The organism is Mesorhizobium huakuii (assembly GCF_030160235.1).
Classification (GTDB): domain Bacteria; phylum Pseudomonadota; class Alphaproteobacteria; order Rhizobiales; family Rhizobiaceae; genus Mesorhizobium; species Mesorhizobium huakuii.
In genome coordinates this window covers 42950-65389 of the sequence record NZ_BSNY01000056.1, presented here as the reverse complement: position 1 = coordinate 65389, position 22440 = coordinate 42950, and the positions used below count along the sequence as shown (strand labels likewise).

The window sequence follows — 22440 nt, the reverse complement described above, 5'->3', positions numbered from 1 at the left end:
CGTTGCTGGCACAGCCCGGGAGGATTCCGCTATACTGCCCGGGAATCCTGGGAGGGAACTGATGGGGCTGCTAAGAGGGCTTCGCATAAAGCTGGGGCTGAAGAAGAAGAAGCCGTCGCCGCCATTGCCGGGCGTCGAAATTGGCCGTCATACCTACGGCCTGACGAGAAACTCGTTTTGGGCTTCGCACGAGAAATCACCCGTACGAATAGGCTCGTTCTGCTCGGTTGGCCCGGATGTGCTCTTTGTCTGCGCGGGCGAACACCGCGTCGACACGGCAACCACCTATCCGCTTCGAATTGTGGCTACAGAGATTCGCAATGGGGCTGAAACCTTTGGCAAGGGGCCGACCACGGTCGGCCATGACGTATGGTTTGGTGCCCGCTGTATTGTCCTTAGCGGTGTCACGATTGGCAACGGAGCGGTGGTCGGTGCCGGCAGCGTCGTTACCAGGGACATTCCGCCTTACGCCATCGCGGTCGGCAATCCCGCGCGCGTCATCCGGTACAGATTCTCACCCGAGGTCATCGAGCGCCTGCAGTCGTCGCAATGGTGGAACTGGAGCGACGATCTGATCCGCGAACGCGTTGCGCTTTTGACGACGGTCGACGCCGAGAGTTTCTTGAACACGCTGGATGTGGCGTGACCGCCTGCTGAATATCTGACTTGCTCACCGATCAGCCCAGCCTCGCGGGCCCCGGCTCAACTGTGCCGATGCCCGAAGTGCCTGGCCGCGATATCGACATGCGTATGCGCCACATGCGCCTCGAAGCGTTCCGTCTCATCCAAATCATTCACCGCCTCGTTCGGCCACCAGGTGCCGCCGATGACGATGCCTTCCGACACCAGCCGCTGGTCGGCGACCAGCGAGGCCCCGACCGCATCGACGAAGGTGAAACGGCCCGATCGCTGGCGAAGCACGGTGACGTCGCCGACGGTGCCGACCGCCAGCGTGCCGAGATCCGGCCTTGCGATCGCCCGCGCCGGCGCTTGCGTCGCGGCGCGCAGCACTTCGACCAGCGGCATGCCGAGCGCCATCAGCTTCGACATGCAGACCAATATGTCGAAGGCCGGCCCGTCGACGCAGTAGAGATGCACGTCGCTGGAGATGACGTCCGGCGCCAGCCCCTCGGCCAGCATGGCGCGCGCCACGTCGAAATCGAACGATCCCATGCCATGGCCGAGGTCGAAGATGACGCCGCGCTCGCGCGCCAGCCGCATGTCGGGCCGCACCGCGCCGGAAGCGAAGACCGGCGCGTTGGGGAATGGCCGGAAGCAATGGGTGAGGATATCGCCGCGGCGCAGGCGCGGCAGCACTTCCGAGCGGCCGGGCGGCGGCTCGTCAATATGCGCCATCAGCGGCAGGCCGGCCTTGTCGGCGGCCTCCAGCGCCAGATCGACCGGCGCGATGCCGCTGTTGCCGCCGGCATGCTTGCCGGAGCGGACTTTCACGCCGACGACGACATCGGCGTGTTCGCGTGCGGCGGCGACCACCTCGCGCGGTTCGCAGAGCCGCAGATCGCTGCACTCGCCGACCGACACCGACTGCGAGAAGCCGAAAATGCCGGCGAAGGAAATGTTGACATAGGCCAGGATGCGCGCCCTGGACCGCTCCATGACATGCCGGCGGAAGCCGAGGAAATTGCCGGCGCCAGCGCTTCCGGCATCGATGAAGGTGGTGGTGCCGCTCTTGGCGGCCAGCCGGTCGGCATCGACGCCGAGCGAGGTGCCGCCCCAATAGACGTGGCTGTGCAGGTCGACCAGCCCGGGCGCGACGATGCGGCCCGTCGCGTCGACGACCTGATTGGCGCGATCCGCCGGGATATCGGCGTCGACCGCCGCGACGCGGCCATTGGCGATGGCGACATCGCGCGGTGCGTCGATGCCGGACGCCGGATCTATCAGCCGTCCGCCCTTCAGCAGGAGGTCAAATTGCATGAGGGGAACCTCCGCTTCGTTGCCTGGCCTCAAACTGGTCGATAGGCGACGGCCTCGACCTCGATCTTGATGTCGATCATCAGACGCGATTCGACCGTGGTGCGGGCCGGCGGGTTCTTCGGGAAGTGCCTGGCGTAGACCGCGTTGAAGGCGCCGAAATCGCGCGCGTCTTCCAGCCAGACGGTGGTTTTCACCACGTCGTCCAGGGTGCAGCCGGCCAGGGCCAGCGCCGCTTTCACGTTGGCGAGCACCTGCTCGGTCTGTTCCGTGATGCCGCCCTTGACCACGATGCCGTCGCTGCCGACCGGAACCTGGCCCGAGACATAGACGAAGTCGCCGGCCCGCACGGCGGGCGACAGCGGCACATGGGATGTTCCAAAAGTCTGCTTGGGCAAGGGATCGCCTCCTCTGATCGCGCGGCAGGGCACCGGGGCGGCGCCACTTCCACGCAGATTTAGCGCGATCGGGACGGTCCCGATAGGGCCCTTGTTGGAAAGCAACATTCTTTGAAATCCGTGTTGCTTTATTACAGAAGCGCTTGCATCGTGCGCACCGGCCGGACGGTTTGCAAACCGCGACGGACACATGCCTGTGCGAGACCGGAGAAACCGAGAATGACCTTCGACAAGAACCCGTTTCCTTCAGGCGATGCCGACCGCCATGCGTTGTGGGAGATGCTGGTGCGGCGCGACATCGACGCCTTCATCGGCCAGGACTGGTCCATGGTCGAGCACGATTTCATCGCCGAGAGCTTCTTCGGCATGCATGCGCATTTCCTTGCCAATGCCGATGCCTGGCGGCTGCAGTTTCCGAGGCTGGAGATCTATCGCGACGAGTGGCTGCGCCAGGCCAAGGAGACGGCGGCGACCAAATTCGCCGAGCCGCTGCGCGAAGCGCTGTTTCGCGTCACCAATCTGCGCGACATCGACGTCGACGGCGACCGCGCCGTGCTGCACAAGAAGTTCGACGGCTCCGTCGCCAAGGCGGATGGCAGCGTCGACCGGCTGAAATGGCAGACGCTGTATTTCTGCCGCAAGGTCGGAGGCAGCTGGAAGATCGCCGGCTTCGTCGGCTACATGCCGTATCCGCTGGGTGCCTAAGTACGCCGTAGCGGGCGGGTTGAAGGCTCTAGTGGCGGGCCATTCGTTCGTCGGCTTATCATAGACGTTCGGGATTAGGTCCCCAGAAATTAGCGCCCGACCAGCACCGCGGCGCGATAGGCCGGATTGCCGTACCAGGCCATCCGGTCGAGCTCTGCCGCCCTGACCGGGAGGTCGACGGCGTCCATGGGCTGTTCGAGCCGGTCGGGCTCGATCCAGGGATCGTTGAGGAAATAGACGCCGTCGCCATGGCCATGGACGAGCACCCAGTGCGGGCAGGTGTGGCCCATCATCGGCGCCTGGTCGATGAGCACCAGCGCCGACAAGCCGCGATCGAGCGCCTGGCCGATTTCTTCGACGGCAAAGGCGCGCGCCTCGATCGGCAAGGACGCGGCTTCGGCCTCGCGCTTGAAACCTTCCTGCACGAAGCTCATCAGCCCGCGCCTTTCCTCCGAGCTGGCCCGGTCGAGGAAGATCGGTTCGGCGCTGCTCATCAATATTTCGACCCGCAGTCCGCGCCGGTGCGCCACCAGCGCCAGACCGTAGGGGTCGCAGCCGCCCGGACCGCTCGGGCCGATGATGGTGGTGGCCTCGCGCCAAAGTTCGACCTCCAGCGCCCGGTCCGGCCGCAAGGTCGGATCGATCCCGGCCATCGCCATGGCCAGCGCCGACGGCCCGCAGGTAAAACCCGCCGTCTGCGGCCAGGATGGCGCAACCTGGCCCTGCCGGCGGGCCGGTTCTCTGCCGATCCAGCGTTGCAGGAAGCCGTCGCGGCGCTGCCACTGGCCGCCAATGTGCCGCACCGCGTCCTCGCCGGCGCGCAGGCAGAGCACGTCCTGCGCGAGCGCCTCCTTCTCCAGCGCCGCGAGCAGGCGCTGGCCGTCACCCACGCCGAGGTTCGCAGCAGACCAGAACAAGGCGATGCGCATCATCGCGGCCGCCGGCCGGCGCTGGCCGACCATGATCGCCTCCGGGCGGCCCTCGCTGCAGTGCGCCACGCCGGTGACCCCGGCGATCTTGCGCAGCGCCGTCAGGCGATCGCCGGTCTCGGCCGGCACCGCCGCAATCAGGTCGGCCCAGACGGCCGCGTGTTCGGCCGTGAAGACAGTCACACTGGCCGCTTCGCCTTCAGCCAAGACCACAGGCTCCTCGAAGTGCTGCATGACCGGCAAATTAGCCGGACAATGGCCGATCAGTACAGTGTGACGAAGGCCGGGAACATCAGGCCCGTTTCCCGCAAATACTCGATCAGCTCGATGGCAGGGAAGATGGCGAGGAAATAGAGCCCGTCGTGGAAGGTGCGCTTGAGCGCGCGCGTCGAGAACTGCAGCTGGTCGTCGTCGCGGTAGAGCAGCGGGTTCGGCCAGAAGCGCGGCGTCGTCTTGATATAGGCGGTATAGGCCGGGCCGAACTTGCCCAGCAGATATTCAGCTTCCTTGCGCGCCGTGACGCGGAAGATGAGAAAGCTGGCGACACCAAGCACGGCTGCCGCCACCAGCGAGCCGTAGAGCAGACCGATGCCGACCGCGCCCACGGTCGAGAAGAAATAGAGCGGGTTCTGGCTCATCGAGAACGGCCCCGTCGAGACCAGCTCCTCGTTCTTCTTGCCGCCGACATAGAGGATGCTCCACAGCCGCCCGGCAACGCAGGCGAGCACCAGGCAGAAGCCCAGGAATTCGAGCATCTCGTGACCGTTCGAGCCCTCGCTCAGCGCCGGCTTGGTGAGGAACAGCAGCAGCACCGCCAGCACCGCCGCCACGCGCACGAAGATCAGCCGCTTGCGCTGCACGAAGGCCTGTGAAACCGGCTTGAGGGACGCGTAGGTCATTCGTGTTTTCCTGGGGCACGGATTACGGGTTCAGCCACTGGGGCGCGCCATTGATGGCGGATACAAGGCCGTGACTTTCTATCAGCGCAGCGCGCGGCCTTCGTAAAGGCTTTTTGCGCCAATCACGGCCATCCTTACGAATTTGTATGCCGCGGGACAGGCTGGAGTGAAGTCGCTTGCCTATCGTGGAGATGCCGGCCCGCCAATTTTGGGCCGGCTTCAATTGCCGCGGCCAGATCACCGGCATCAGATAGGGAATTTTCCATGACAAGATTTGCACGTGCTGTCGCAGGCGGCGCCCTCGCCGTCTGCGCTTCGATCTCCTCCGTTTTGGCGGCCACCGCGCCTTGCGAGGAGACGCTGAAAACCCTTCGCGCGGCGGAAGCCACGGCCACGCTCAGCGTCGCCGACAAGGCCAAGGTCTCGGATCTGGAGGCCAAGGGCATCGAACGCTGCAACGCCGACGACGACACACGCGCCGACGACTTCTTCGCCCAGGCCATGAAGGTCATGGGCAAGTAATCCGGCAACCATGAGGACGGCCGCCATGCTCTCCCCCAACATGCAGAAAACCGCCGGGCCGAACCACAACAGGGTTCCGGAGGTCACGCTCGACTTCTGGCTGATCAAGCTGATGGCGGTCACCATGGGCGAGACGGCGGCCGACTATCTCGCCGTCAATCTCGGGCTCGGGCTGACCGTCACCTCGCTGATCATGACCGGCGTGCTGATCGTCGCCCTTGTCCTGCAGTTCGCGCAGAAGCGCTACATACCCTGGGCTTACTGGCTGGCGGTGGTGCTGATCAGCGTCGTCGGCACGCTGATCACGGACAATCTCGTCGATAATTTCGGCGTGCGCCTGCAGACGACGACGATTGCCTTCTCGGTGGCGCTCGTGGCGACCTTCGCGGTCTGGTACGCCAGCGAGCGGACGCTCTCGATCCACACCATCTTCACGACGAGGCGCGAGATCTTCTACTGGCTGGCGATCCTGTTCACCTTCTCGCTCGGCACCGCCGCCGGCGATCTCGTCGCCGAGAGTTTCGACATGGGCTATCTCACCTCGGGCCTGATGTTCGGCGGCGTCATAGCGCTGATCGCGCTTGCCTATTATCTCATCCATCTCGACGCCATCCTGGCCTTCTGGCTGGCCTATATCCTGACGCGCCCGCTCGGCGCCTCCTTCGGCGATCTTCTGTCGCAGCCGGCCGAATATGGCGGCCTTGGCTTCGGCACCACCTTCACCAGCCTGATCTTCCTGGGCTGCATCGCTGCACTCGTTCTCTACATGACGCTGAAGAAAACCGCCGACGATGCCGACGAAATCCTGCTGGAATCGGATTAGGCTTCAGCGTTTGGCGGTCTGTGCCATCCTAGGAACGGGGCCATGCCGGTGATAGCCTGTGCCCGATATTGGCGATCAACCGGAACAGCGATGCGACTTCTTCTTGTCGAGGACGACCACAAGACGGCGGACTATATCGTCAGGGGACTGACCGAGGCCGGCCATGTCTGCGACCTGCTGCGCAACGGCCATGACGCGCTTTTCGCCGCAACCAGCGGCAGCTATGACGTGATCGTCGCCGACCGGATGATCCCGGGTCTCGACGGCCTGTCGATGATCAAGGCGGCGCGCGCGGCCGGCGTGCGCACGCCGGCGATCTTCCTCACCTCCATCGGCGGCATCGACGACCGCGTCGAGGGCCTGGAGGCCGGCGGCGACGACTATCTGGTCAAGCCCTTCGCTTTTTCCGAGCTGCTTGCCCGCATCAATGCGCTCGGCCGTAGGCCGGCGGCGCAGGAGCAGAAGACGATGCTGCGGGTCGCCGACCTCGAAATGGACCTCATCATGCGGCGCGTCACGCGCCAGGGCCAGTCGATCGACCTGCAGCCGCGCGAATTCAGCCTGCTGGAGGTGCTGATGCGCGGCGAGGGCCGCGTCATCACCCGCACCATGCTTCTGGAGCGCGTCTGGGACTTTCATTTCGATCCCAAGACCAGTGTCGTCGAGACCCATATCAGTCGGCTGCGGGCCAAGGTCGACAAGCCGTTCGAGGCCCAGCTCATCCATACCATCCGCAACACCGGCTACAGCCTGCACGCACCGCTGGCGCCATGACCGGAACCTGGTCTCGCCTGCTGCGCAGCACGCCGTTCCGGCTCGCCCTGACATTCGGCTTCCTGTTCATGCTGGCCTTCTTGCTGTCGGGCGCCATCGTCTACCAGATGATGAGCGCCGATCTTGCCGAACGGCTCGACGAGAGCATCAAGGAAACCTATTCGGTCGTCGCCGCCACCTATTCCGCGAACGATCTGGAGGACCTTGTCGCCACGATCGAAAGTCACGCAAAACTCAGCCCGAAGAAAGAACAGCTGTTTTCGCTGACCGACCCGGCCGGAAACCACCTGGCCGGCAACTTCACCGCCGCCGGGCTTCCCGATGGGTTCTCGGCGTTCGACGCCGTGTTGCCGGGCGTGCCTCCGGATACGGAGTATCGCGCCTTTTCCGGCTCGGTCGGCGGCAACAATCTGACGGTCGCCTTCAGCCTTTCCGAAACGGAGGAGCTGGAAACGGTGGCGATGATGAGCTTCGGCTGGGCAACCCTGATCATCACCGGCCTGGCGGTCGCCGGCGGCGCGTTGCTTGCCTCGCGTGTCCAGCTCCGTCTCGACGGCATTGCCGCCACCATGGTCGATGTCTCGCATGGCCGGCTCGACGCACGCATTCCGCTGACCGGCAAGGGCGACGACATCGACATCGTCTCCAGCCAGGTCAACGCGGCGCTCGATCGGCTGTCGGGCCTGGTGGACGGCATGAAGCAGGTCAGCGCCAACATCGCGCATGATCTGAAGACGCCGCTCAACCGGCTGCAGATGATCCTCGACAGCGCGTCGGAAAAGAACCTGTCGGGCCAGAAAGTCGGCAGTGAACTGGCGGAGGCGCATGCAGAGAGCCTGCAGATCAACGAAACGTTCGACGCGCTGCTGCGCATCGCCCAGATCGAGGCCGGCGCGCGCAAGGCGCGCTTCACCGATGTCGATCTCGGCGAGATCCTGCAAACCATCGCCGAGATCTACACCGACGTGGCCGAGGATGACGGCAAGTCGCTGTCATCGGTCGAGCTGCATCAGGCCGCCGGCCACATCCATGGCGATCCGGAACTGTTGACGCAGATGTTCGCCAATCTGGTCGAGAACGCGCTGCGCCATTGCCCGCCCGGCACGACGATCAAACTGTCGGTGGCGCGCCACGGCGACCATGTCCTTGCCGGAGTCGCCGACAATGGACCCGGCATTCCCCCGGACGAACGCGAAAAGGTGTTTCAGCGGCTCTACCGGCTGGACCACAGCCGCTCGACGCCGGGCAGCGGCCTCGGGCTGAGCCTGGTCAGGGCCATCGCCGACCTGCACGGGGCATCGATTGCGCTTGAGGATTGTGAGCCCGGCCTCGGTGTGTTGGTGAGCTTTCCGCTGGCGGCGGATTAGCCGACGAATCGAGAACACTCATCGATCAATCCGCGTCGACAGGATGATCGACGACGAGGTCCGCTCGACCCCGTCCATGGCGCCGATCTGGTCGAGCAGCGCGTCGAGGTCGCGGATCGACGGCGCGTCGACGATGACGATCATGTCGAAACTGCCGCTGACCGAATGCAGCGTCCTGACCGGCGGCAGCGCCTGCAGGGCCCGCACCACCTTGTCGGCGAGCTTGGGCGTGACGGTGAGCAGCACATGCGCCCGCACCAATCCCTGCTCATAGTCCGGCGAGAGCTTGACGCCGTAGCCTGATATGATGCCGCGCTGTTCCAGCCGCTCGATCCGGCTTTGCACCGTCGTGCGCGAGACGCCGAGCCGCCGCGCCAGTTCGGCCGTCGAGGCGCGGGCGTTGGCGCGCAGCAGGGAAAGCAGGGCCTGTTCGGCTTCACTGAGCATTTTGACGAATCCTTTCGGCGGATTGACTAGAAATAGGGTTCACTCTGCCAGATTTCACGCTTCCTTTCGACAGGCAAGCTGCGATGATTCCGGCCAACTCGAAAACTGGCAGGGGTATTTGACCATGAACAACATCGTTATCGTCGGCGCCGGCAAGATCGGCTCGACCATCGCCGGAATGCTCGCCGCGACCGGCGACTACCGCGTCACCCTCGTCGACCGCTCGGCCGCACAGCTCGCGGCGGCCGAAGTGCCGGCCGGCGTCGAGACGCTCGAGCTCGACATAGCGGCGGACGGCACCCTTGAGGCAGCGCTCGCCGGCAAGTTCGCGGTGCTGAGCGCCGCTCCCTTCCATCTCACCACGCGCATCGCCGAGGCGGCGGCAAATGCCGGCGTCCACTATCTCGACCTGACCGAGGACGTCGTCTCGACCCGCCGCGTCAAGGAACTGGCGCGCTCGGGCAAGAGCGCCTTCATTCCGCAGTGCGGGCTGGCGCCGGGCTTCATCTCGATCGTCGCCAATGATCTGGCCAGCCGTTTCGACACGCTGGAAAGCGTGCGCATGCGCGTCGGCGCGCTGCCGCAATATCCGTCCAATGCGCTGAACTACAACCTCACCTGGAGCACCGACGGCGTCATCAACGAATATTGCGAGCCCTGCGAGGCGATCGTCGAGGGCGAGCTGATCGAAGTGCCGCCGCTGGAGGAGCGCGAGGAATTCTCGCTCGACGGCGTCACCTACGAGGCGTTCAACACATCGGGCGGGCTCGGCACCTTGGCCGAGACGCTGAAGGGCAAGGTGCGCACGCTGAACTACCGCACCATCCGCTATCCCGGCCACGCCGCCATCATGAAGGCGCTGCTCAACGACCTCGGCCTGCGCCACCGCCGCGACGTGCTGAAGGACATTTTCGAGAGCGCGCTCCCGGCGACGCTGCAGGACGTGGTCATCGTCTTCGTCACCGTCTCCGGCCGCCGCAACGGCCGCCTGCTGCAGGAAACCTACGCCAACAAGATCTATTCGCAGCGCGTCGGCAACCAGGTGCGCAGCGCCATCCAGATCACCACGGCATCGGGCATCTGCGCCGTGCTCGACATGCTGGCCGACGGCAGCCTGCCGGCGACCGGCTTCGTCAAGCAGGAAGACATCGCGCTCGACGCATTCCTGGCCAACCGTTTTGGGCGGGCCTATGCGCAGCACGAGATGGTGAGCCGGCTGGCGAGCTGAGCAGCCGCTACTCTTCCTTCTCCCCTTGTGGGAGAAGGTGGATCGGCGCACAGCGCCGAGACGGATGAGGGGTGTTCCAGGGAACTCCAACGCCTCACTCCGCTGGAGCACCCCTCATCCGTCGCCTTCGGCGACACCTTCTCCCACAAGGGGAGAAGGGAAGAGCCCTCTAAATATGCAGCGCGTGCCCGAGCGCCTTCAGCGCCGCTTCCTGGAACCCCTCGCCTTGTGTCGGGTGCGCATGGATGGTGCCGGCGATATCCTCCAGCCGCGCTCCCATCTCCAGCGCCAGGCCGAACGCCGCCGCCAGCTCCGAAACGCCCTGCCCGACCGCCTGGATGCCGAGCACCAGATGGTTGTCGGCGCGGGCGACGACACGGACGAATCCATCCTCGCCGAGCTTCGTCATCGCCCGTCCATTGGCGGCAAACGGGAACAGGCCGATCTTGATCTCGCCCTGAGCCTTGGCTTCCTCGGGCGACAACCCTGATGTCACCAGCTCGGGATCAGTGAAGCAGACGGCCGGGATTGAGCGCTTGTCCCAGCTGCGCTTGTGGCCGGCGACGATTTCCGCGACCATTTCGCCTTGCGCCATCGCCCTGTGCGCCAGCATCGGCTCGCCGGTGACGTCGCCGATGGCGAAGATGCCGCGCATCGAAGTGCGGCACTGGTCGTCGATCCGGATGAATTTGCCTGTCCTATCGAGGTCGATCTGGTCGAGGCCCCAGCCTTCGGTCACCGGCTTGCGGCCGACCGTCACCAGGATCCTGTCGGCGGCGACCTTGACGTTCTTGCCGTCGGCTGTCTCGACGAGCAGCGCGTCGCCCTTGGTCGACAGGCCCTTGGCCTTGGCGCCCAGCATCACTTCGATGCCAAGCGCCGCGAGCCGCTTGACGACAGGCCGGGTCAGTTCGGCATCGTACTGCGCCAGCACGCGCGGCAAGGCCTCGACCACGGTCACCTCGGCGCCCATTTTGGCGAAGGCCATGCCAAGCTCAAGCCCGATATAGCCCCCGCCGACCACCGCAAGCTTCTTCGGCACCGCACCCAAGGTAAGCGCGTCCGTCGACGAAATCACAGGTCCGCCAAAGGGAAGAAACGGCAGTTCGACCGGCGCCGAGCCGGTGGCGATGACGATCGCCTCGGCCCGGATCACCTGGCTTCCCGTCTCGGTCTCGACCTCGACGGTCTTGCCGTCACGGAACGTCGCCCAGCCATGCACGGTCTTCACGCCGGCCTTCTTCAGCAGGCCGGCGACGCCGCTGTTGAGCCGGCTGACGATGCCGTCCTTCCAGGCGACGGTTTTGCCGAGATCGAGCACGGGTGCCGATAGCGAAATGCCGAGCGGGCTCTTGCCGCCGGCCATATGCGAGACCTTCTCGAACTCCTCCGCCGCATGGATCAGCGCCTTGGACGGGATGCAGCCGACATTGAGGCAGGTGCCGCCCGGCTTGCCCGCCTCGACGATGACCGTGTCGACGCCGAGCTGGCCGGCACGGATGGCGCAGACATAACCGCCCGGACCGGCGCCGATGACGAGCAGCTTGCAGGAGATTTCTTTCATGTCGACTGCTTCCTTTCGGCGAGAGCCGCGACGCGCCCCTTCCTTCCCCCCTTGTGGGGGAAGGTGGATCGGCGCGTCAGCGCCGAGACGGATGAGGGGTGCTCCAGCGGAGTGAGGCGTCGGCGTTCCCTGGAGCACCCCTCGTCCGTCGCCTTCGGCGACACCGCCCGGGGGCGAGCCACTTGTCTCGCCCCGTCCTTCGGACCCCACAGGGGGAGAAGGGGGAGCCGGGATCCCGACGCCGGCACCTCCCGACGATCCCTATCGCGCTTCGAGATCAACCTCATCGCCTCAATCCACAAAGATCAGCGCCGGCGTTTCCAGCAGCGCCTTGATGCGCTGCACGAACACCGCCGCGACCCAGCCGTCGATCACCCGATGGTCGAAGCTGGACGACAGGTTCATCATCTTGCGCGGGATGAACTGGGTGCCGTCCCACATCGGCCGCACCATCATCTTGTTGACGCCGATGATGGCCACTTCGGGATGGTTGATGACCGGCGTCGTCGCGATGCCGCCCATGGCGCCGAGCGAGGTGATGGTGATGGTCGAGCCGGAGAGTTCGTCGCGGGTCGCCGTTCCGGACTTGGCCGCCTCGGCCAGCCTGACGACCTCGGCGCCGCAATCCCAGATGTCGCGCGCCTCGGCATGCTTGACGACAGGCACCACCAGCCCGGACGGCGTCTGCGCGGCAATGCCGATATGGATGCCGCCATGCTGGTGGATGATGCCGGCCTCGTCGTCGAACAGCGAATTGAGCTGGGGCTGGTCCGCGATCGCCTTGACCATCGCCCGCATCAGGAACGGCAGCAGCGTCAGCTTCGGCCTGTCCGCGCGCTTCTCCTTGTTCAGCGCGGCGCGCAACTCCTCGAGTGCCGTGACGTCGATCTCCTCGACATAGGTGATGTGCGGGATGCGCGATTTGGAAAGCGTCATCTTCTCGGCGATCTTGCGCCGCAACCCCACCACCTTGATATCCTCGATGGCATCGTTGCGCGCCAGGCCGGATGCCTTGGCGACCTGCGGCCCGCGCGCCAGGAACGCCTCGATGTCCTCATGGCCGATGCGCCCGGCCGGGCCGCTTCCCGCGACCTGCCTGAGATCGATGCCGGCCTCCTTCGCGCGCAGCCGCACGGCCGGCGACGCCAGCGGCTTCTCACCCTCCGGGCGCGGCGCGCCGGAAACCGACCTCTGCCCGGCGCTTTTCGCAACCGCCGGAGCGGGTTTCGCCTCCTGGTCGCCGGCCTTTGGCGAGGCCTTCGCGGTCGGCGCGGCCGTTTCGGGCTTCGGCGTCGGCAGCTTCGCCGGCGGCTCGGCGGCCACCGCCTCGGCCTTGGCATCGCCCTGCGGCTTTACATTGCCCTCGCCCGCCACTTTCAGCCGCACGATGGGCGAGCCGATCGCCACCGTGTCGCCGATCTCGGCGCCCAGCCACAGGATCTCGCCATCGACGGGCGAAGGAATCTCGACCGTCGCCTTGTCGGTCATGACGGCGGCGAGCACGGTGTCCTCGCGCACCATGTCGCCGACCTTGACGTGCCACTCGACGAGCTCGGCCTCGGCGACGCCTTCGCCGACATCGGGCAGCTTGATGATGTGCTCGCCCATGTCAGGCCTCCATGGTTTCTATGAGCGCGCGGCTGACCCGGGCGGGACCGGGGAAATAGTCCCATTCCTGCGCATGCGGATAGGGCGTGTCCCAGCCGGCGACCCGCGCCACCGGCGCCTCCAGGTGGTAGAAGCAGTTTTCCTGGACCAGCGCCGACAGCTCGGCGCCGAAGCCGGAGGTCAGCGTCGCCTCATGCACGATGACGCAGCGCCCGGTCTTCTTCACCGAGGCGACGATGGCGTCGAGGTCGAGCGGCAGAAGCGTCCTCAGATCGATGATCTCGGCATCGATGCCGGTCTCTTCGGCCGCGGCCTGCGCGACATAGACCATGGTGCCGTAGGCGAGTACGGTGACATCAGAGCCGGCCCTGCGGATCGCCGCCTTGCCGAGCGGCACGGTGTAGTGACCGTCGGCGACTTCGCCGAGCTCATGCTTCGACCAGGGCGTGACCGGCCGGTCGTGATGGCCGTCGAAGGGGCCGTTGTAGAGGCGCTTCGGCTCGAGGAAGATCACCGGATCGGGATCCTCGATCGCGGCGATCAGCAGCCCCTTGGCGTCATGCGGGTTTGACGGCACCACCGTCTTCAGCCCGGAGACGTGGGTGAACAAGGCTTCCGGGGACTGGCTGTGCGTCTGGCCGCCGAAAATGCCGCCGCCGGTCGGCATGCGGACCACGATCGGGCAAGTGAAATCGCCGTTCGATCGGTAGCGCAGTCTAGCCGCTTCCTGGGTCAGCTGGTCGTAGGCCGGATACATGTAGTCGGCAAACTGAATTTCCACGCAGGGCTTCAGCCCGTAGGCGGCCATGCCGATGGCCGAGCCGACAATGCCGGATTCGTTGATCGGCGCGTCGAAGCAGCGGGTCTTGCCATATTTGGCCTGCAGGCCTTGCGTGCACCGGAACACGCCGCCGAAGAAGCCGACATCCTCGCCGAACACGACGACTTTCTCGTCACGCCCCATCGACACGTCCATGGCGTCGCGAATGGCCTCGATCATGGTCCGTCTCGGCATGGCTCAGACTCCCGCCTGCTGGCGCTGGCGCCTGAGATGCGGCGGCATCTCGGCATAGAGGCCCTCGAACATGTCTCGGGTCGACGGCTTGCCGCCGGCGTGCAGCGTGCCGTGGCTCTCGGCCTCCTTTTGCGCCGCGATCACCGTGTCGAGGATTTCGGCCTCGGCCTGCGCGTGCCGCTCGTCCGACCAGACGCCGAGCCCGATCAGATGGTTCTTCAGCCGCACGATCGGATCGCCGAGCGGCCAGGCGTCGGATTCGGTCTTCGGCCGGTAGGCTGACGGATCGTCCGAGCTCGAATGGGCGCCGGCGCGGTAGGTGACATATTCGACCAGCGTCGGTCCGAGATTCTTGCGCGCCCGCTCGGCCGCCCATTTGGCGACCGCATGCACGGCGAGATAGTCATTGCCGTCGACACGCAGCGACGGGATGCCGAAGCCGAGGCCCCGCGCCGCGAAGGTGCCGGAACCGCCGCGCGCAATGCCTTGGAAGGTCGAGATCGCCCACTGGTTGTTGACCACATTGAGCACGACCGGCGCCTTGTAGGTGGAGGCGAACACCAGCGCGGAATGAAAGTCGGATTCCGCCGTCGAGCCGTCACCGATCCAGGCTGCCGCGATCTTGGAATCGTTCGAGATCGCCGAGGCCATCGCCCAGCCGACCGCCTGGATGTACTGCGTCGCCAGATTGCCGGAGATCGAGAAGAAACCGTGCTCCTTCGACGAATACATGATCGGCAGTTGCCGGCCCTTCAGCGGGTCGGCCTCGTTGGAATAGATCTGGTTCATCATCGTGACCATCGGATAGCCGTCGGCGATGAGCAGGCCGGCCTGCCGGTAGGTCGGGAAATTCATGTCGCCCGGCTCGAGCGCCTTGCGGAAGGCGCAGCTCACCGCCTCCTCGCCGAGATGCTGCATGTAGAAGGAGGTCTTGCCCTGGCGCTGCGCCATCTGCATGCGCGCGTCGAAGGTCCTGAGCGTCATCATGTGGCGCAGGCCTTCAAGCAGCTCCTCGCTGGAGAGCAGCCCCGCCCATGGCCCGACGGCCTCGCCATCGCGGTTCAGCACGCGGATGATGGAGAAGGCCATGTCGCGGATGGTGCGCGGATCGACATCGATGTCGGGGCGCGGCACCGAGCCGGCCGCGGCAATGGTCACGTTGGAGAAATCAGGCGTGCCGCCCGGCCGCACTTCCGGCTCCGGAACGTGGAAACGCAACATCCCAGCATCGGCCATGACCTTCGTCCTCCAATGTTGCCTGGCGCCGATATTTGCACATCCGCGCGTCCAGTGCGAATTCGCCGAAGGTCGTCGGACCGGCCATGCCGGCCGATCCAGCCTCCCTGCGCCAAGATGAAGATATGTCCGCGAAATTTCTTGTCGATGTTTCGCGGCGGCGCGCAATTTGGCGCAAGCTTGGACGAGGGTTTCCGCCAGATAAGGCGATTGGGCGGCAGACCTCGCGCGGTCTTCCTTCTCCCACAAGGGTAGAAGGAAGAGAGCGTCGGCGCCGATCGCCGTTCACGCCGCCCCAACATCATGCTAACCACCCCCCATGGCACAGAAGAAAGCTTTCGAGGTCGATTCCTGGCTCGCGCGGCCTGATCAGCGCATCTCCATCGTCCTGCTCTACGGCCCCGATCGCGGCCTCGTCTCCGAGCGGGCAAAGGCCTTTGCCGAAAAGACCGGCCTGCCGCTCGACGATCCCTTTTCCGTGGTCCGGCTGGAGGGTTCGGAGGTCGACCGCGACGAGGGCCGGCTGCTGGACGAAGCCCGCACCGTGCCGATGTTTTCCGACCGCCGCCTGCTCTGGGTGCGCAATGCCACCGGCCAGAAGGCGCTGGCCGAGGACGTCAAGGCGCTGACGGCGGAACCGGCGCCCGATGCCATCATCCTCATCGAGGCCGGTGACCTCAAGAAGGGTGTCGGCCTGCGCGCCGTGGTCGAGGGCGCCGACAACGCCATGGCGCTGCCTTGCTACGCCGACGAGGCCCGCGACATCGACACGGTCATCGACGACGAACTGCGCAAGGCCGGCATGTCGATGACGCTCGAGGCGAGACAGGCGCTGCGCCGCAATCTCGGCGGCGACCGGCTGGCTTCGCGCGGCGAGATCGAGAAGCTCATCCTCTACGCCCACGGCCAGAAGGAGATCGGCCTGGAGGATATCAGGGCGATGTCAGGCGACGTGTCCGGGGCTTCCTTCGACGATGCCGTCGACGCGCTGCTAGAGGGCAAGATCGGCGACTTCGACACCGCCTTCACCCGCCACTGCCAGTCCGGCGGCCCGCCCTTCCTGGTGCTGTCCTCGGCGATGCGCCAGTTGCAGCAGATCCAGGTCATGCGCGGCCAGATGGACTCTGGGGGGCGCAATGCCGCGTCGGTCGTCGCCGGCGCGCGCCCGCCGGTTTTCTTCTCCAGGCGCAAGCTGGTGGAGAAGGCGCTGGAGCGCTGGAGCAGCGATGCGCTGAGCCGCGCATTGACCCGGTTGCAGACCGCCGTGCTGCAGACGCGGCGGCGGCCTGATCTTTCGGTCGCGCTGGCACGGCAGGCGCTGCTCGGCATTGCGGTGGAGAGCGCGAGGCTGGGGCAGCGTTAGGCGAGCGATCCTCCCGTACCATGCAGCCAACGGCTACTCGCCTGACCAATTGATCGGGGCGTAATGTCCGTTCTGGCCGGAATTGTCCCAGCTCATGCCATGGTCGCTGAATGTGCTGCCTTCCGCCCCCATCGCCATGGCGAGCCAGTCGGGATTGACGGGATGGCCGGTGGCCGCCCACATCTGCCCGTCCTCGCGCATCGTCGGCAGCGGCTCGACAGCCATCTGCATGACGCCGGCAATCTTCGCCGACCGCTTCTTGCCGTCTATCCGGTAGTCAATCGGCACCTTCCTGGCCCCGAGGTTCGTGCCGATCAAGGGTGCCAACACGGCCATGGGGCCGCCCGCGGCGCCAGTAAAGATGGCACCCAGCGCCTCTGTCTGCCTGTCATCGGCCCGTTCGTCTATGTAGGCGGCGGCCGTCCAATTGCCGTCTGCCATCGGACCCGGCGTGTGAGCAACCATCGCGACACTGAGCCCGTCCAATCGAACGTCGCCGTAATTGCCCGTATCGATATGAAAGACCAGACCGACGTCGCAAACGCCTTTCGTCGGTCTCGATGTCAGCTGCGCCTCGGTGGACAGCAGGCAAGGACACACGACATCGCAGCTGCAATTTTCGAAGTAGCTTCCGGACAATTGCCAACGGACTGCCATTTGCACCTCCCACTCGCGTCAGGCGCGTCGGCATATCGGTTTGGCGAGGCGGTGCCATTTCACGACCAGGCAGGAATGGCAAATGGCCCTCGCCGCGACCGACCGGCACGCCAGGGCAATTAATTTAAGCCATATCTAATATAAGTTACGCCGTTGCCCGGCACTGTCAAGCCGCGAGGGCTGGGGCTGCGGTGGGCGATTGGCCGATCTCCCCCACGAGGGGGAGATGGCTGGCAAGCCAGAGGGGGCGCTGGCCCGCCGACCTCTCGATCAGTCGCGATACGGCTTCGGCTGAGTTGTCGGCCAGCCGCAGATGGCCGAGCCAGCGCCCTAAGGCGCCCCCCTCTGCCCTGCCAGGCGTCCCCCCCCGAAGGGGAGAGATTGGCAGTTTCGCCGATTTCGCCAATCAGCGCTGCAAAAAGAAAGGGCTGACCCAACAGCCAGCCCCCCTTTTTCCCTACATCAAATCGAGCGTCTGCCTGATGCAATTTGCCGGCTAATTACCGCTCCTGCTTCAATCTCCGGCACAGCTCGTCCAGCTGCTCCAGCGACCGATAGGACACCCGCAGCTCGCCGCCCTTGCCCTTGTGATCAATCGCCACGATCATGCCCAGCGTGTCGGTCATCAGCTTTTCCAGCGCCATCGTGTCGGTATCCTTTTCCGGCGCGGCTTGCGGCTGCTTCGGCTTGGCCGGCGTGGGGCCGGCCGGCATCTGCGCCAGCGCTTCGGCCTGGCGCACGGAAAGCCCTTCCTCGACGATGCGCTTGGCAAGGCCGGCCGGATCCTCCGCCGTCACCAGTGTGCGGGCGTGGCCGGCCGACAGCGCGCCGTCGACCAGCATGTCGCGGATCACGTCCGGCAGCTTCAGCAGCCTCAGCGTGTTGGCGACATGGCTGCGGCTCTTGCCGATGACATTGCCGAGATCGGCCTGGGTGTAGCCGTGTTCGTCGATCAGCTGCTGATAGCCCAGCGCTTCCTCGACGGCATTGAGGTCGGTGCGCTGGACGTTCTCGATGATCGCCAGCTCGAGCGCGGTGCGGTCGTTGACCTCGCGGATGATGACCGGGATCTCGGTCAGCCCGGCGCGCTGCGCCGCGCGCCAGCGCCGTTCGCCGGCGATGATCTCGTAGCGGCCCGCCTGCGTCGGCGACGGCCGCGCCACCACCGGCTGCACCACGCCATGTTCGCGGATCGATTGGGCGAGGTCGGTCAGTTCGGCGTCGCCGAAGTGCCGGCGCGGGTTTTTCGGGTTGGGGCTGAGAAACTCGATCGGCACCTTGCCGTCGGCACTCATGCCGGGCTTTTCCGGCGCCGCCGGGCGATCGATCTCGCCGATCAGTGCCGCCAGGCCACGGCCCAGTCTTTTCCTCGAAAGGTCTTCGCTCATGTCTATTCCGAGTCTATTTTGGATATTGGATCGTTTCGGTATCGAATCGGCTGTCAATTCTGCGTCCGATCTTATCAAGCGGCGCGCAATTTGCGCTCGCGGCGGATCACTTCCGAGGCCAGCTGCAGATAGGCCTGGCTGCCCGAGCACTTCAAATCGTAAAGGATCGCCGGCTTGCCATAGGACGGTGCCTCCGACACCCGCACATTGCGCGGAATGATCGTCTCGTAGACCTTGTCACCCATATGCGCCCGCACATCCTGCACCACCTGGTTGGCGAGATTGTTGCGGCCGTCATACATGGTCAGCACGATGCCCTGGATAATGAGATCCGGATTGATGGAGCGGCGCACCTGCTCGACGGTCTCCAGCAATTGGCTCAAGCCTTCCAGCGCGAAGAATTCGCATTGTAACGGCACAAGGACGGAATCGGCGGCGGCCATTGAATTCAGAGTCAAAAGGTTAAGCGAAGGCGGGCAATCGATCAGCACGTAACCGAAAGGCGCCCCGCGCTCGGTCGCGGCGCGCAACGCATTGCGCAGCTTCAGCACCCGGTCCGGCGCCGAGGCGATCTCCATTTCGATGCCGAGCAGGTCGAGCGTCGACGGCACGATCGACAGGCCGGGCACGGCGGTCGGAATGGCCGCGGCTTCCAGCTCCAGCTCGCCCGTCAACACGTCGTAGGACGAGACGGTGCGGTCTTTGCGGTCGATACCGAGGCCGGTGCTGGCATTGCCTTGCGGGTCGAGGTCGACGATCAGCACTTTTTCGCCGATCGCGGCCAGAGCGGTGGCCAGATTGATGGCGGTGGTGGTCTTGCCGACACCGCCCTTCTGGTTGGCTACGGTGATGATTCGGGGGCCGTTCTTCATGGGTTTATGCCAGAAATTCATGTTCTTGGGTCGCCAAATAGCCGACGAGTCGAAGATCAGACAGGTCGCAGGTTAGACAGTTCAAGGATGACGCCTTGGGAGTCCGTCACACTGGGATGTTCTACCAGATCGAAGGCCCATCGGTTAACGCTTTCTTGCACTTCGGCGCGATAATCCCGGCCTTTGTGGAACAGGCCGCGCGCGCCTGACGTGAGCCACGGCGCCGACAGGTCGAGCAGGACCGAAAGCGAGGCCAGGGCCCGCGCCGTGACGATTTGCGGTTGCGAAACAAGCGCATGGCTGTCCTCGATCCGCCGCGCCACGACCCGCGCCGGCAGGTTGAACTGGCCGATGACGGTCTGCAAGAACGAAGCCTTCTTGCGGTTGCTCTCCACCAGATCGATGCTGGCGCCGTCGCGCTCGGCAAGCAGGAAGGCCATGACCAGGCCGGGAAATCCGCCGCCTGAACCGATGTCGACCCAATGCGAGGCATCGGGCTCAATGCGCGCCAGCTGTGCGCTGTCGAGGATGTGGCGGTGCCAGACATCGCCCGCTGTAGACTGCGCCACCAGATTGATGCTGCGATTCCATTTCTGGAACATGGATTCGAACGCCACAAGGCGATCGAATGTTTCACGTGAAACCGGGCCTGCCGCATCCTGCAGGCTCTCTAGGGAGAAAGAGCTCACGCAACGTCTCTCTGCGCACTCTCGTAGTGGCGGACATGCGCGACAATGATCGCCAGCGCCGCCGGCGTCATGCCCTCCATGCGCTGCGCGTCGGCAATAGAACGCGGCCGCCGCGCCTGCATCTTCTGCTTCAACTCGTTGGACAGGCCAGGCACACCGGCGAAATCAACCGTCTCGGGGATCAGACGGCTCTCTTCGTGGCGGATCTGCGCGACATCGCTCTTCTGCCGGTCAAGATAGACCGAATATTTCGCTTCCGTTTCGAGACGCTCGGCGGTCTTGGCGTCGATCGCCGCGAATCCCGGCTCGACCCCGGCCAGCCAGGCGACATCGACGTCGGGATAGGCCAGCAGTTCGTAAGCCGAGCGGCGAACGCCATCCCTGTTGATCTCCAACCCATGCCGCGCCGCCTCATTCGGCGTCATCGCCACCGATCTGGCCAGTTCGCGCGCCGCATCGAGCCGCTGCATGACATCGCCGTAGCGCTGCATGCGTTGCGCCGATGCGATGCCCAGCTTCGCGGCGAGCGGTGTCAGCCGCTCATCGGCATTGTCGGCGCGCAACGACAGCCGGAATTCGGCGCGCGAGGTGAACATGCGATAGGGTTCGGTGATGCCGCGGCTGGTCAAATCGTCGACCATCACGCCGATATAGGCCTCGGTGCGGCTGAGCACGATCAGTTCGCCGCCCGCGGCCCGACGCGCCGCGTTGAGCCCTGCGAGCAGGCCCTGGCCCGCGGCTTCCTCATACCCGGTCGTGCCGTTGATTTGCCCGGCAAGGAACAGGCCGACAACACGCTTGGTCTCCAGCGTCTGCTGCAGTTCGCGCGGATCGACGTGATCATATTCGATGGCATAGCCAGGCTGCAGCATGGTCGCACGCTCGAGCCCGGGAATGGTCTTGAGGATCTCGAGCTGCACGTCCTGCGGCAGCGAGGTCGAAATCCCATTGGGATAGACGGTGTCGTCGTCGAGCCCTTCCGGCTCCAGAAAGATCTGGTGGCCGTCGCGGTCGCCGAACTTGACGATCTTGTCCTCGATCGACGGGCAATAGCGCGGCCCGACGCCTTCGATCGAGCCGGAATACATGGCGGAGCGGCCGAGATTGGCGCGGATCAACTCATGCGTGGCTGTTGTCGTGCGGGTAATGCCGCACTCGATCTGCGGTGTAGTGATGCGGTCGGTCATCAGCGAGAACGGCACCGGATCCTCATCCGCCGCCTGGCTTTCCAGCGACGCCCAGTCGATGGTCTTTCCGTCCAGCCGTGGCGGCGTGCCGGTCTTCAGTCGGCCGAGCTTGAAGCCTGCACGGTCCATCGTCGCCGACAGGCCAAGACTCGCCTGCTCGTTCATCCGGCCGGCGACGATCTTCTTCTCGCCAATATGAATGAGGCCGCGCAGGAAAGTACCGGTGGTCAGGACAACAGCGCCGCAGGCGAGCCTGCGGCCGTCGGCCAGGAGGACAGCGGCGATCCGTCCTTGGTCGATCTCGAAATCCAGGACCTCGCCCTCGACCACGTCGAGATCGTTCTGCTGCCGAATCGCTTCCTGCATGGCCAGGCGATAGAGCTTTCGGTCGGCCTGCGTGCGCGGGCCGCGCACCGCCGGCCCCTTGCGGCGGTTGAGCAAACGGAACTGGATGCCCGCGGTATCCGCCACCCGGCCCATCAGGCCGTCCATGGCGTCGATCTCGCGGACCAGATGGCCCTTGCCGAGCCCGCCGATGGCGGGATTGCACGACATCACGCCGATCGTATCGAAGCGCAGCGTCACCAACGCGGTCTTGGCGCCGGCGCGCGCGGCAGCACTGGCCGCCTCGCATCCCGCATGGCCGCCGCCCACCACAACCACATCATAGTGATCGGTCATTTTCAAATCCTGGACTCAAAAAAGAGATTGAGGGACACATGTCCCCGCGGGGCCAAGCTGTCAAGAAAACTTCGCGGCAAGTTTCACGTGAAACAGGGCAATGCCTTGCCATCCCCCTTGTGGGGAGGGTCGCTGCGAAGCAAGCGGGGTGGG

22 protein-coding genes are annotated in these 22440 nt (G+C 65.2%); 8 read left to right on the top strand and 14 right to left on the bottom strand.

Annotated features, from left to right (window positions below; translation table 11 throughout):
- Window positions 1-61 precede the first annotated feature (61 nt).
- Window positions 62-646, top strand: coding sequence for a CatB-related O-acetyltransferase (locus tag QQK95_RS30245; RefSeq protein ID WP_284278096.1), 585 nt, complete (start codon window positions 62-64; stop codon window positions 644-646).
- A gap of 56 nt (window positions 647-702) precedes the next feature.
- Here QQK95_RS30245 and QQK95_RS30240 read toward each other — a convergent pair whose 3' ends face one another.
- Both QQK95_RS30240 and QQK95_RS30235 read right to left on the bottom strand, forming a co-directional pair.
- Complete coding sequence (locus tag QQK95_RS30240; protein WP_284278095.1) at window positions 703-1938, bottom strand: amidohydrolase/deacetylase family metallohydrolase; 1236 nt, start codon at window positions 1936-1938, stop codon at window positions 703-705.
- A gap of 29 nt (window positions 1939-1967) precedes the next feature.
- Window positions 1968-2333, bottom strand: a complete 366-nt coding sequence (locus QQK95_RS30235) for a RidA family protein (protein WP_027047560.1) — start codon at window positions 2331-2333, stop codon at window positions 1968-1970.
- A 219-nt stretch (window positions 2334-2552) separates the two neighbouring features.
- On the opposite strand from QQK95_RS30235, the gene QQK95_RS30230 reads away from it, so the two are divergent.
- Complete coding sequence (locus QQK95_RS30230; RefSeq protein ID WP_284278094.1) at window positions 2553-3038, top strand: hypothetical protein; 486 nt, start codon at window positions 2553-2555, stop codon at window positions 3036-3038.
- 89 nt (window positions 3039-3127) lie between these two features.
- On the opposite strand, the gene QQK95_RS30225 is transcribed toward QQK95_RS30230, so the two are convergent.
- Together QQK95_RS30225 and QQK95_RS30220 are read right to left on the bottom strand one after the other, a co-directional pair.
- Window positions 3128-4180 carry a peptidase C39 family protein gene (locus tag QQK95_RS30225; RefSeq protein ID WP_284278093.1) on the bottom strand — a complete coding sequence of 351 codons (1053 nt, stop codon included), beginning with the start codon at window positions 4178-4180 and terminating at the stop codon, window positions 3128-3130.
- A gap of 50 nt (window positions 4181-4230) precedes the next feature.
- A complete protein-coding gene (locus QQK95_RS30220) occupies window positions 4231-4866 on the bottom strand; it encodes a methyltransferase family protein (protein WP_284278092.1) in 636 nt (211 codons plus the stop codon).
- Between the two features lie 264 nt (window positions 4867-5130).
- On the opposite strand from QQK95_RS30220, the gene QQK95_RS30215 reads away from it, so the two are divergent.
- From QQK95_RS30215 to QQK95_RS30200, 4 genes are all read left to right on the top strand, one after another.
- Window positions 5131-5388, top strand: a complete 258-nt coding sequence (locus QQK95_RS30215) for a hypothetical protein (protein ID WP_284278091.1) — start codon at window positions 5131-5133, stop codon at window positions 5386-5388.
- Window positions 5389-5413: 25 nt separating this feature from the next.
- Complete coding sequence (locus tag QQK95_RS30210; protein WP_284278090.1) at window positions 5414-6211, top strand: COG4705 family protein; 798 nt, start codon at window positions 5414-5416, stop codon at window positions 6209-6211.
- Window positions 6212-6301: 90 nt separating this feature from the next.
- Complete coding sequence (locus QQK95_RS30205) at window positions 6302-6985, top strand: winged helix-turn-helix domain-containing protein (RefSeq protein WP_284278089.1); 684 nt, start codon at window positions 6302-6304, stop codon at window positions 6983-6985.
- Window positions 6982-8352, top strand: a complete 1371-nt coding sequence (locus QQK95_RS30200) for a HAMP domain-containing sensor histidine kinase (RefSeq protein ID WP_284278088.1) — start codon at window positions 6982-6984, stop codon at window positions 8350-8352. Before QQK95_RS30205 ends, QQK95_RS30200 begins: the two co-directional genes overlap by 4 nt.
- Before the next feature lie 18 nt (window positions 8353-8370).
- Here the strand turns inward: QQK95_RS30200 and QQK95_RS30195 are convergent, their stop codons facing one another.
- A complete protein-coding gene (locus QQK95_RS30195; RefSeq protein WP_284278087.1) occupies window positions 8371-8799 on the bottom strand; it encodes an Lrp/AsnC family transcriptional regulator in 429 nt (142 codons plus the stop codon).
- 124 nt (window positions 8800-8923) lie between these two features.
- On the opposite strand from QQK95_RS30195, the gene QQK95_RS30190 reads away from it, so the two are divergent.
- Window positions 8924-10027, top strand: coding sequence for a saccharopine dehydrogenase family protein (locus tag QQK95_RS30190; RefSeq protein ID WP_284278086.1), 1104 nt, complete (start codon window positions 8924-8926; stop codon window positions 10025-10027).
- Between the two features lie 169 nt (window positions 10028-10196).
- Here the strand turns inward: QQK95_RS30190 and lpdA are convergent, their stop codons facing one another.
- From lpdA to QQK95_RS30170, 4 genes are all read right to left on the bottom strand, one after another.
- The gene (gene lpdA / locus QQK95_RS30185; protein ID WP_284278084.1) at window positions 10197-11591 is read right to left on the bottom strand and encodes a dihydrolipoyl dehydrogenase; all 1395 of its coding nucleotides are present in this window, start codon (window positions 11589-11591) and stop codon (window positions 10197-10199) included.
- A 291-nt stretch (window positions 11592-11882) separates the two neighbouring features.
- Window positions 11883-13199 (bottom strand): dihydrolipoamide acetyltransferase family protein, encoded by a 1317-nt coding sequence (locus QQK95_RS30180; protein ID WP_284278083.1) that lies wholly within the window; start codon window positions 13197-13199, stop codon window positions 11883-11885.
- Between the two features lies 1 nt (window position 13200).
- Window positions 13201-14214 (bottom strand): alpha-ketoacid dehydrogenase subunit beta, encoded by a 1014-nt coding sequence (locus QQK95_RS30175; protein ID WP_284278082.1) that lies wholly within the window; start codon window positions 14212-14214, stop codon window positions 13201-13203.
- A gap of 3 nt (window positions 14215-14217) precedes the next feature.
- Window positions 14218-15450, bottom strand: a complete 1233-nt coding sequence (locus QQK95_RS30170; protein ID WP_284278081.1) for a 3-methyl-2-oxobutanoate dehydrogenase (2-methylpropanoyl-transferring) subunit alpha — start codon at window positions 15448-15450, stop codon at window positions 14218-14220.
- A gap of 319 nt (window positions 15451-15769) precedes the next feature.
- On the opposite strand from QQK95_RS30170, the gene holA reads away from it, so the two are divergent.
- A complete protein-coding gene (gene holA, locus QQK95_RS30165) occupies window positions 15770-16813 on the top strand; it encodes a DNA polymerase III subunit delta (RefSeq protein ID WP_284278080.1) in 1044 nt (347 codons plus the stop codon).
- A gap of 33 nt (window positions 16814-16846) precedes the next feature.
- Here the strand turns inward: holA and QQK95_RS30160 are convergent, their stop codons facing one another.
- The 5 genes from QQK95_RS30160 to mnmG form a co-directional block, all read right to left on the bottom strand.
- A complete protein-coding gene (locus QQK95_RS30160; protein WP_284278079.1) occupies window positions 16847-17470 on the bottom strand; it encodes a DUF1326 domain-containing protein in 624 nt (207 codons plus the stop codon).
- A 500-nt stretch (window positions 17471-17970) separates the two neighbouring features.
- Window positions 17971-18858, bottom strand: a complete 888-nt coding sequence (locus tag QQK95_RS30155) for a ParB/RepB/Spo0J family partition protein (RefSeq protein ID WP_284278077.1) — start codon at window positions 18856-18858, stop codon at window positions 17971-17973.
- Window positions 18859-18932: 74 nt separating this feature from the next.
- Window positions 18933-19730, bottom strand: a complete 798-nt coding sequence (locus QQK95_RS30150) for a ParA family protein (protein WP_284278076.1) — start codon at window positions 19728-19730, stop codon at window positions 18933-18935.
- A 56-nt stretch (window positions 19731-19786) separates the two neighbouring features.
- Complete coding sequence (gene rsmG / locus QQK95_RS30145) at window positions 19787-20419, bottom strand: 16S rRNA (guanine(527)-N(7))-methyltransferase RsmG (protein ID WP_284278075.1); 633 nt, start codon at window positions 20417-20419, stop codon at window positions 19787-19789.
- On the bottom strand, window positions 20416-22287 hold the full coding sequence (mnmG, locus tag QQK95_RS30140; RefSeq protein WP_284278074.1) for a tRNA uridine-5-carboxymethylaminomethyl(34) synthesis enzyme MnmG: 1872 nt from the start codon (window positions 22285-22287) through the stop codon (window positions 20416-20418). The genes rsmG and mnmG overlap by 4 nt, the downstream gene beginning before the upstream one ends.
- Window positions 22288-22440: the final 153 nt, after the last annotated feature.

Bases quoted from the DNA above. Each gene is read 5' to 3' on its own strand.
- QQK95_RS30245 (WP_284278096.1), top strand. From the start codon at position 62: ATGGGGCTGCTAAGAGGGCTTCGCATAAAGCTGGGGCTGAAGAAGAAG.
- QQK95_RS30240 (WP_284278095.1), bottom strand. From the start codon at position 1,938: ATGCAATTTGACCTCCTGCTGAAGGGCGGACGGCTGATAGATCCGGCG.
- QQK95_RS30230 (WP_284278094.1), top strand. From the start codon at position 2,553: ATGACCTTCGACAAGAACCCGTTTCCTTCAGGCGATGCCGACCGCCAT.
- QQK95_RS30220 (WP_284278092.1), bottom strand. From the start codon at position 4,866: ATGACCTACGCGTCCCTCAAGCCGGTTTCACAGGCCTTCGTGCAGCGC.
- QQK95_RS30215 (WP_284278091.1), top strand. From the start codon at position 5,131: ATGACAAGATTTGCACGTGCTGTCGCAGGCGGCGCCCTCGCCGTCTGC.
- QQK95_RS30210 (WP_284278090.1), top strand. From the start codon at position 5,414: ATGCTCTCCCCCAACATGCAGAAAACCGCCGGGCCGAACCACAACAGG.
- QQK95_RS30205 (WP_284278089.1), top strand. From the start codon at position 6,302: ATGCGACTTCTTCTTGTCGAGGACGACCACAAGACGGCGGACTATATC.
- QQK95_RS30200 (WP_284278088.1), top strand. From the start codon at position 6,982: ATGACCGGAACCTGGTCTCGCCTGCTGCGCAGCACGCCGTTCCGGCTC.
- QQK95_RS30195 (WP_284278087.1), bottom strand. From the start codon at position 8,799: ATGCTCAGTGAAGCCGAACAGGCCCTGCTTTCCCTGCTGCGCGCCAAC.
- QQK95_RS30190 (WP_284278086.1), top strand. From the start codon at position 8,924: ATGAACAACATCGTTATCGTCGGCGCCGGCAAGATCGGCTCGACCATC.
- lpdA (WP_284278084.1), bottom strand. From the start codon at position 11,591: ATGAAAGAAATCTCCTGCAAGCTGCTCGTCATCGGCGCCGGTCCGGGC.
- QQK95_RS30180 (WP_284278083.1), bottom strand. From the start codon at position 13,199: ATGGGCGAGCACATCATCAAGCTGCCCGATGTCGGCGAAGGCGTCGCC.
- QQK95_RS30175 (WP_284278082.1), bottom strand. From the start codon at position 14,214: ATGCCGAGACGGACCATGATCGAGGCCATTCGCGACGCCATGGACGTG.
- QQK95_RS30170 (WP_284278081.1), bottom strand. From the start codon at position 15,450: ATGGCCGATGCTGGGATGTTGCGTTTCCACGTTCCGGAGCCGGAAGTG.
- holA (WP_284278080.1), top strand. From the start codon at position 15,770: ATGGCACAGAAGAAAGCTTTCGAGGTCGATTCCTGGCTCGCGCGGCCT.
- QQK95_RS30160 (WP_284278079.1), bottom strand. From the start codon at position 17,470: ATGGCAGTCCGTTGGCAATTGTCCGGAAGCTACTTCGAAAATTGCAGC.
- QQK95_RS30155 (WP_284278077.1), bottom strand. From the start codon at position 18,858: ATGAGCGAAGACCTTTCGAGGAAAAGACTGGGCCGTGGCCTGGCGGCA.
- QQK95_RS30150 (WP_284278076.1), bottom strand. From the start codon at position 19,730: ATGAAGAACGGCCCCCGAATCATCACCGTAGCCAACCAGAAGGGCGGT.
- mnmG (WP_284278074.1), bottom strand. From the start codon at position 22,287: ATGACCGATCACTATGATGTGGTTGTGGTGGGCGGCGGCCATGCGGGA.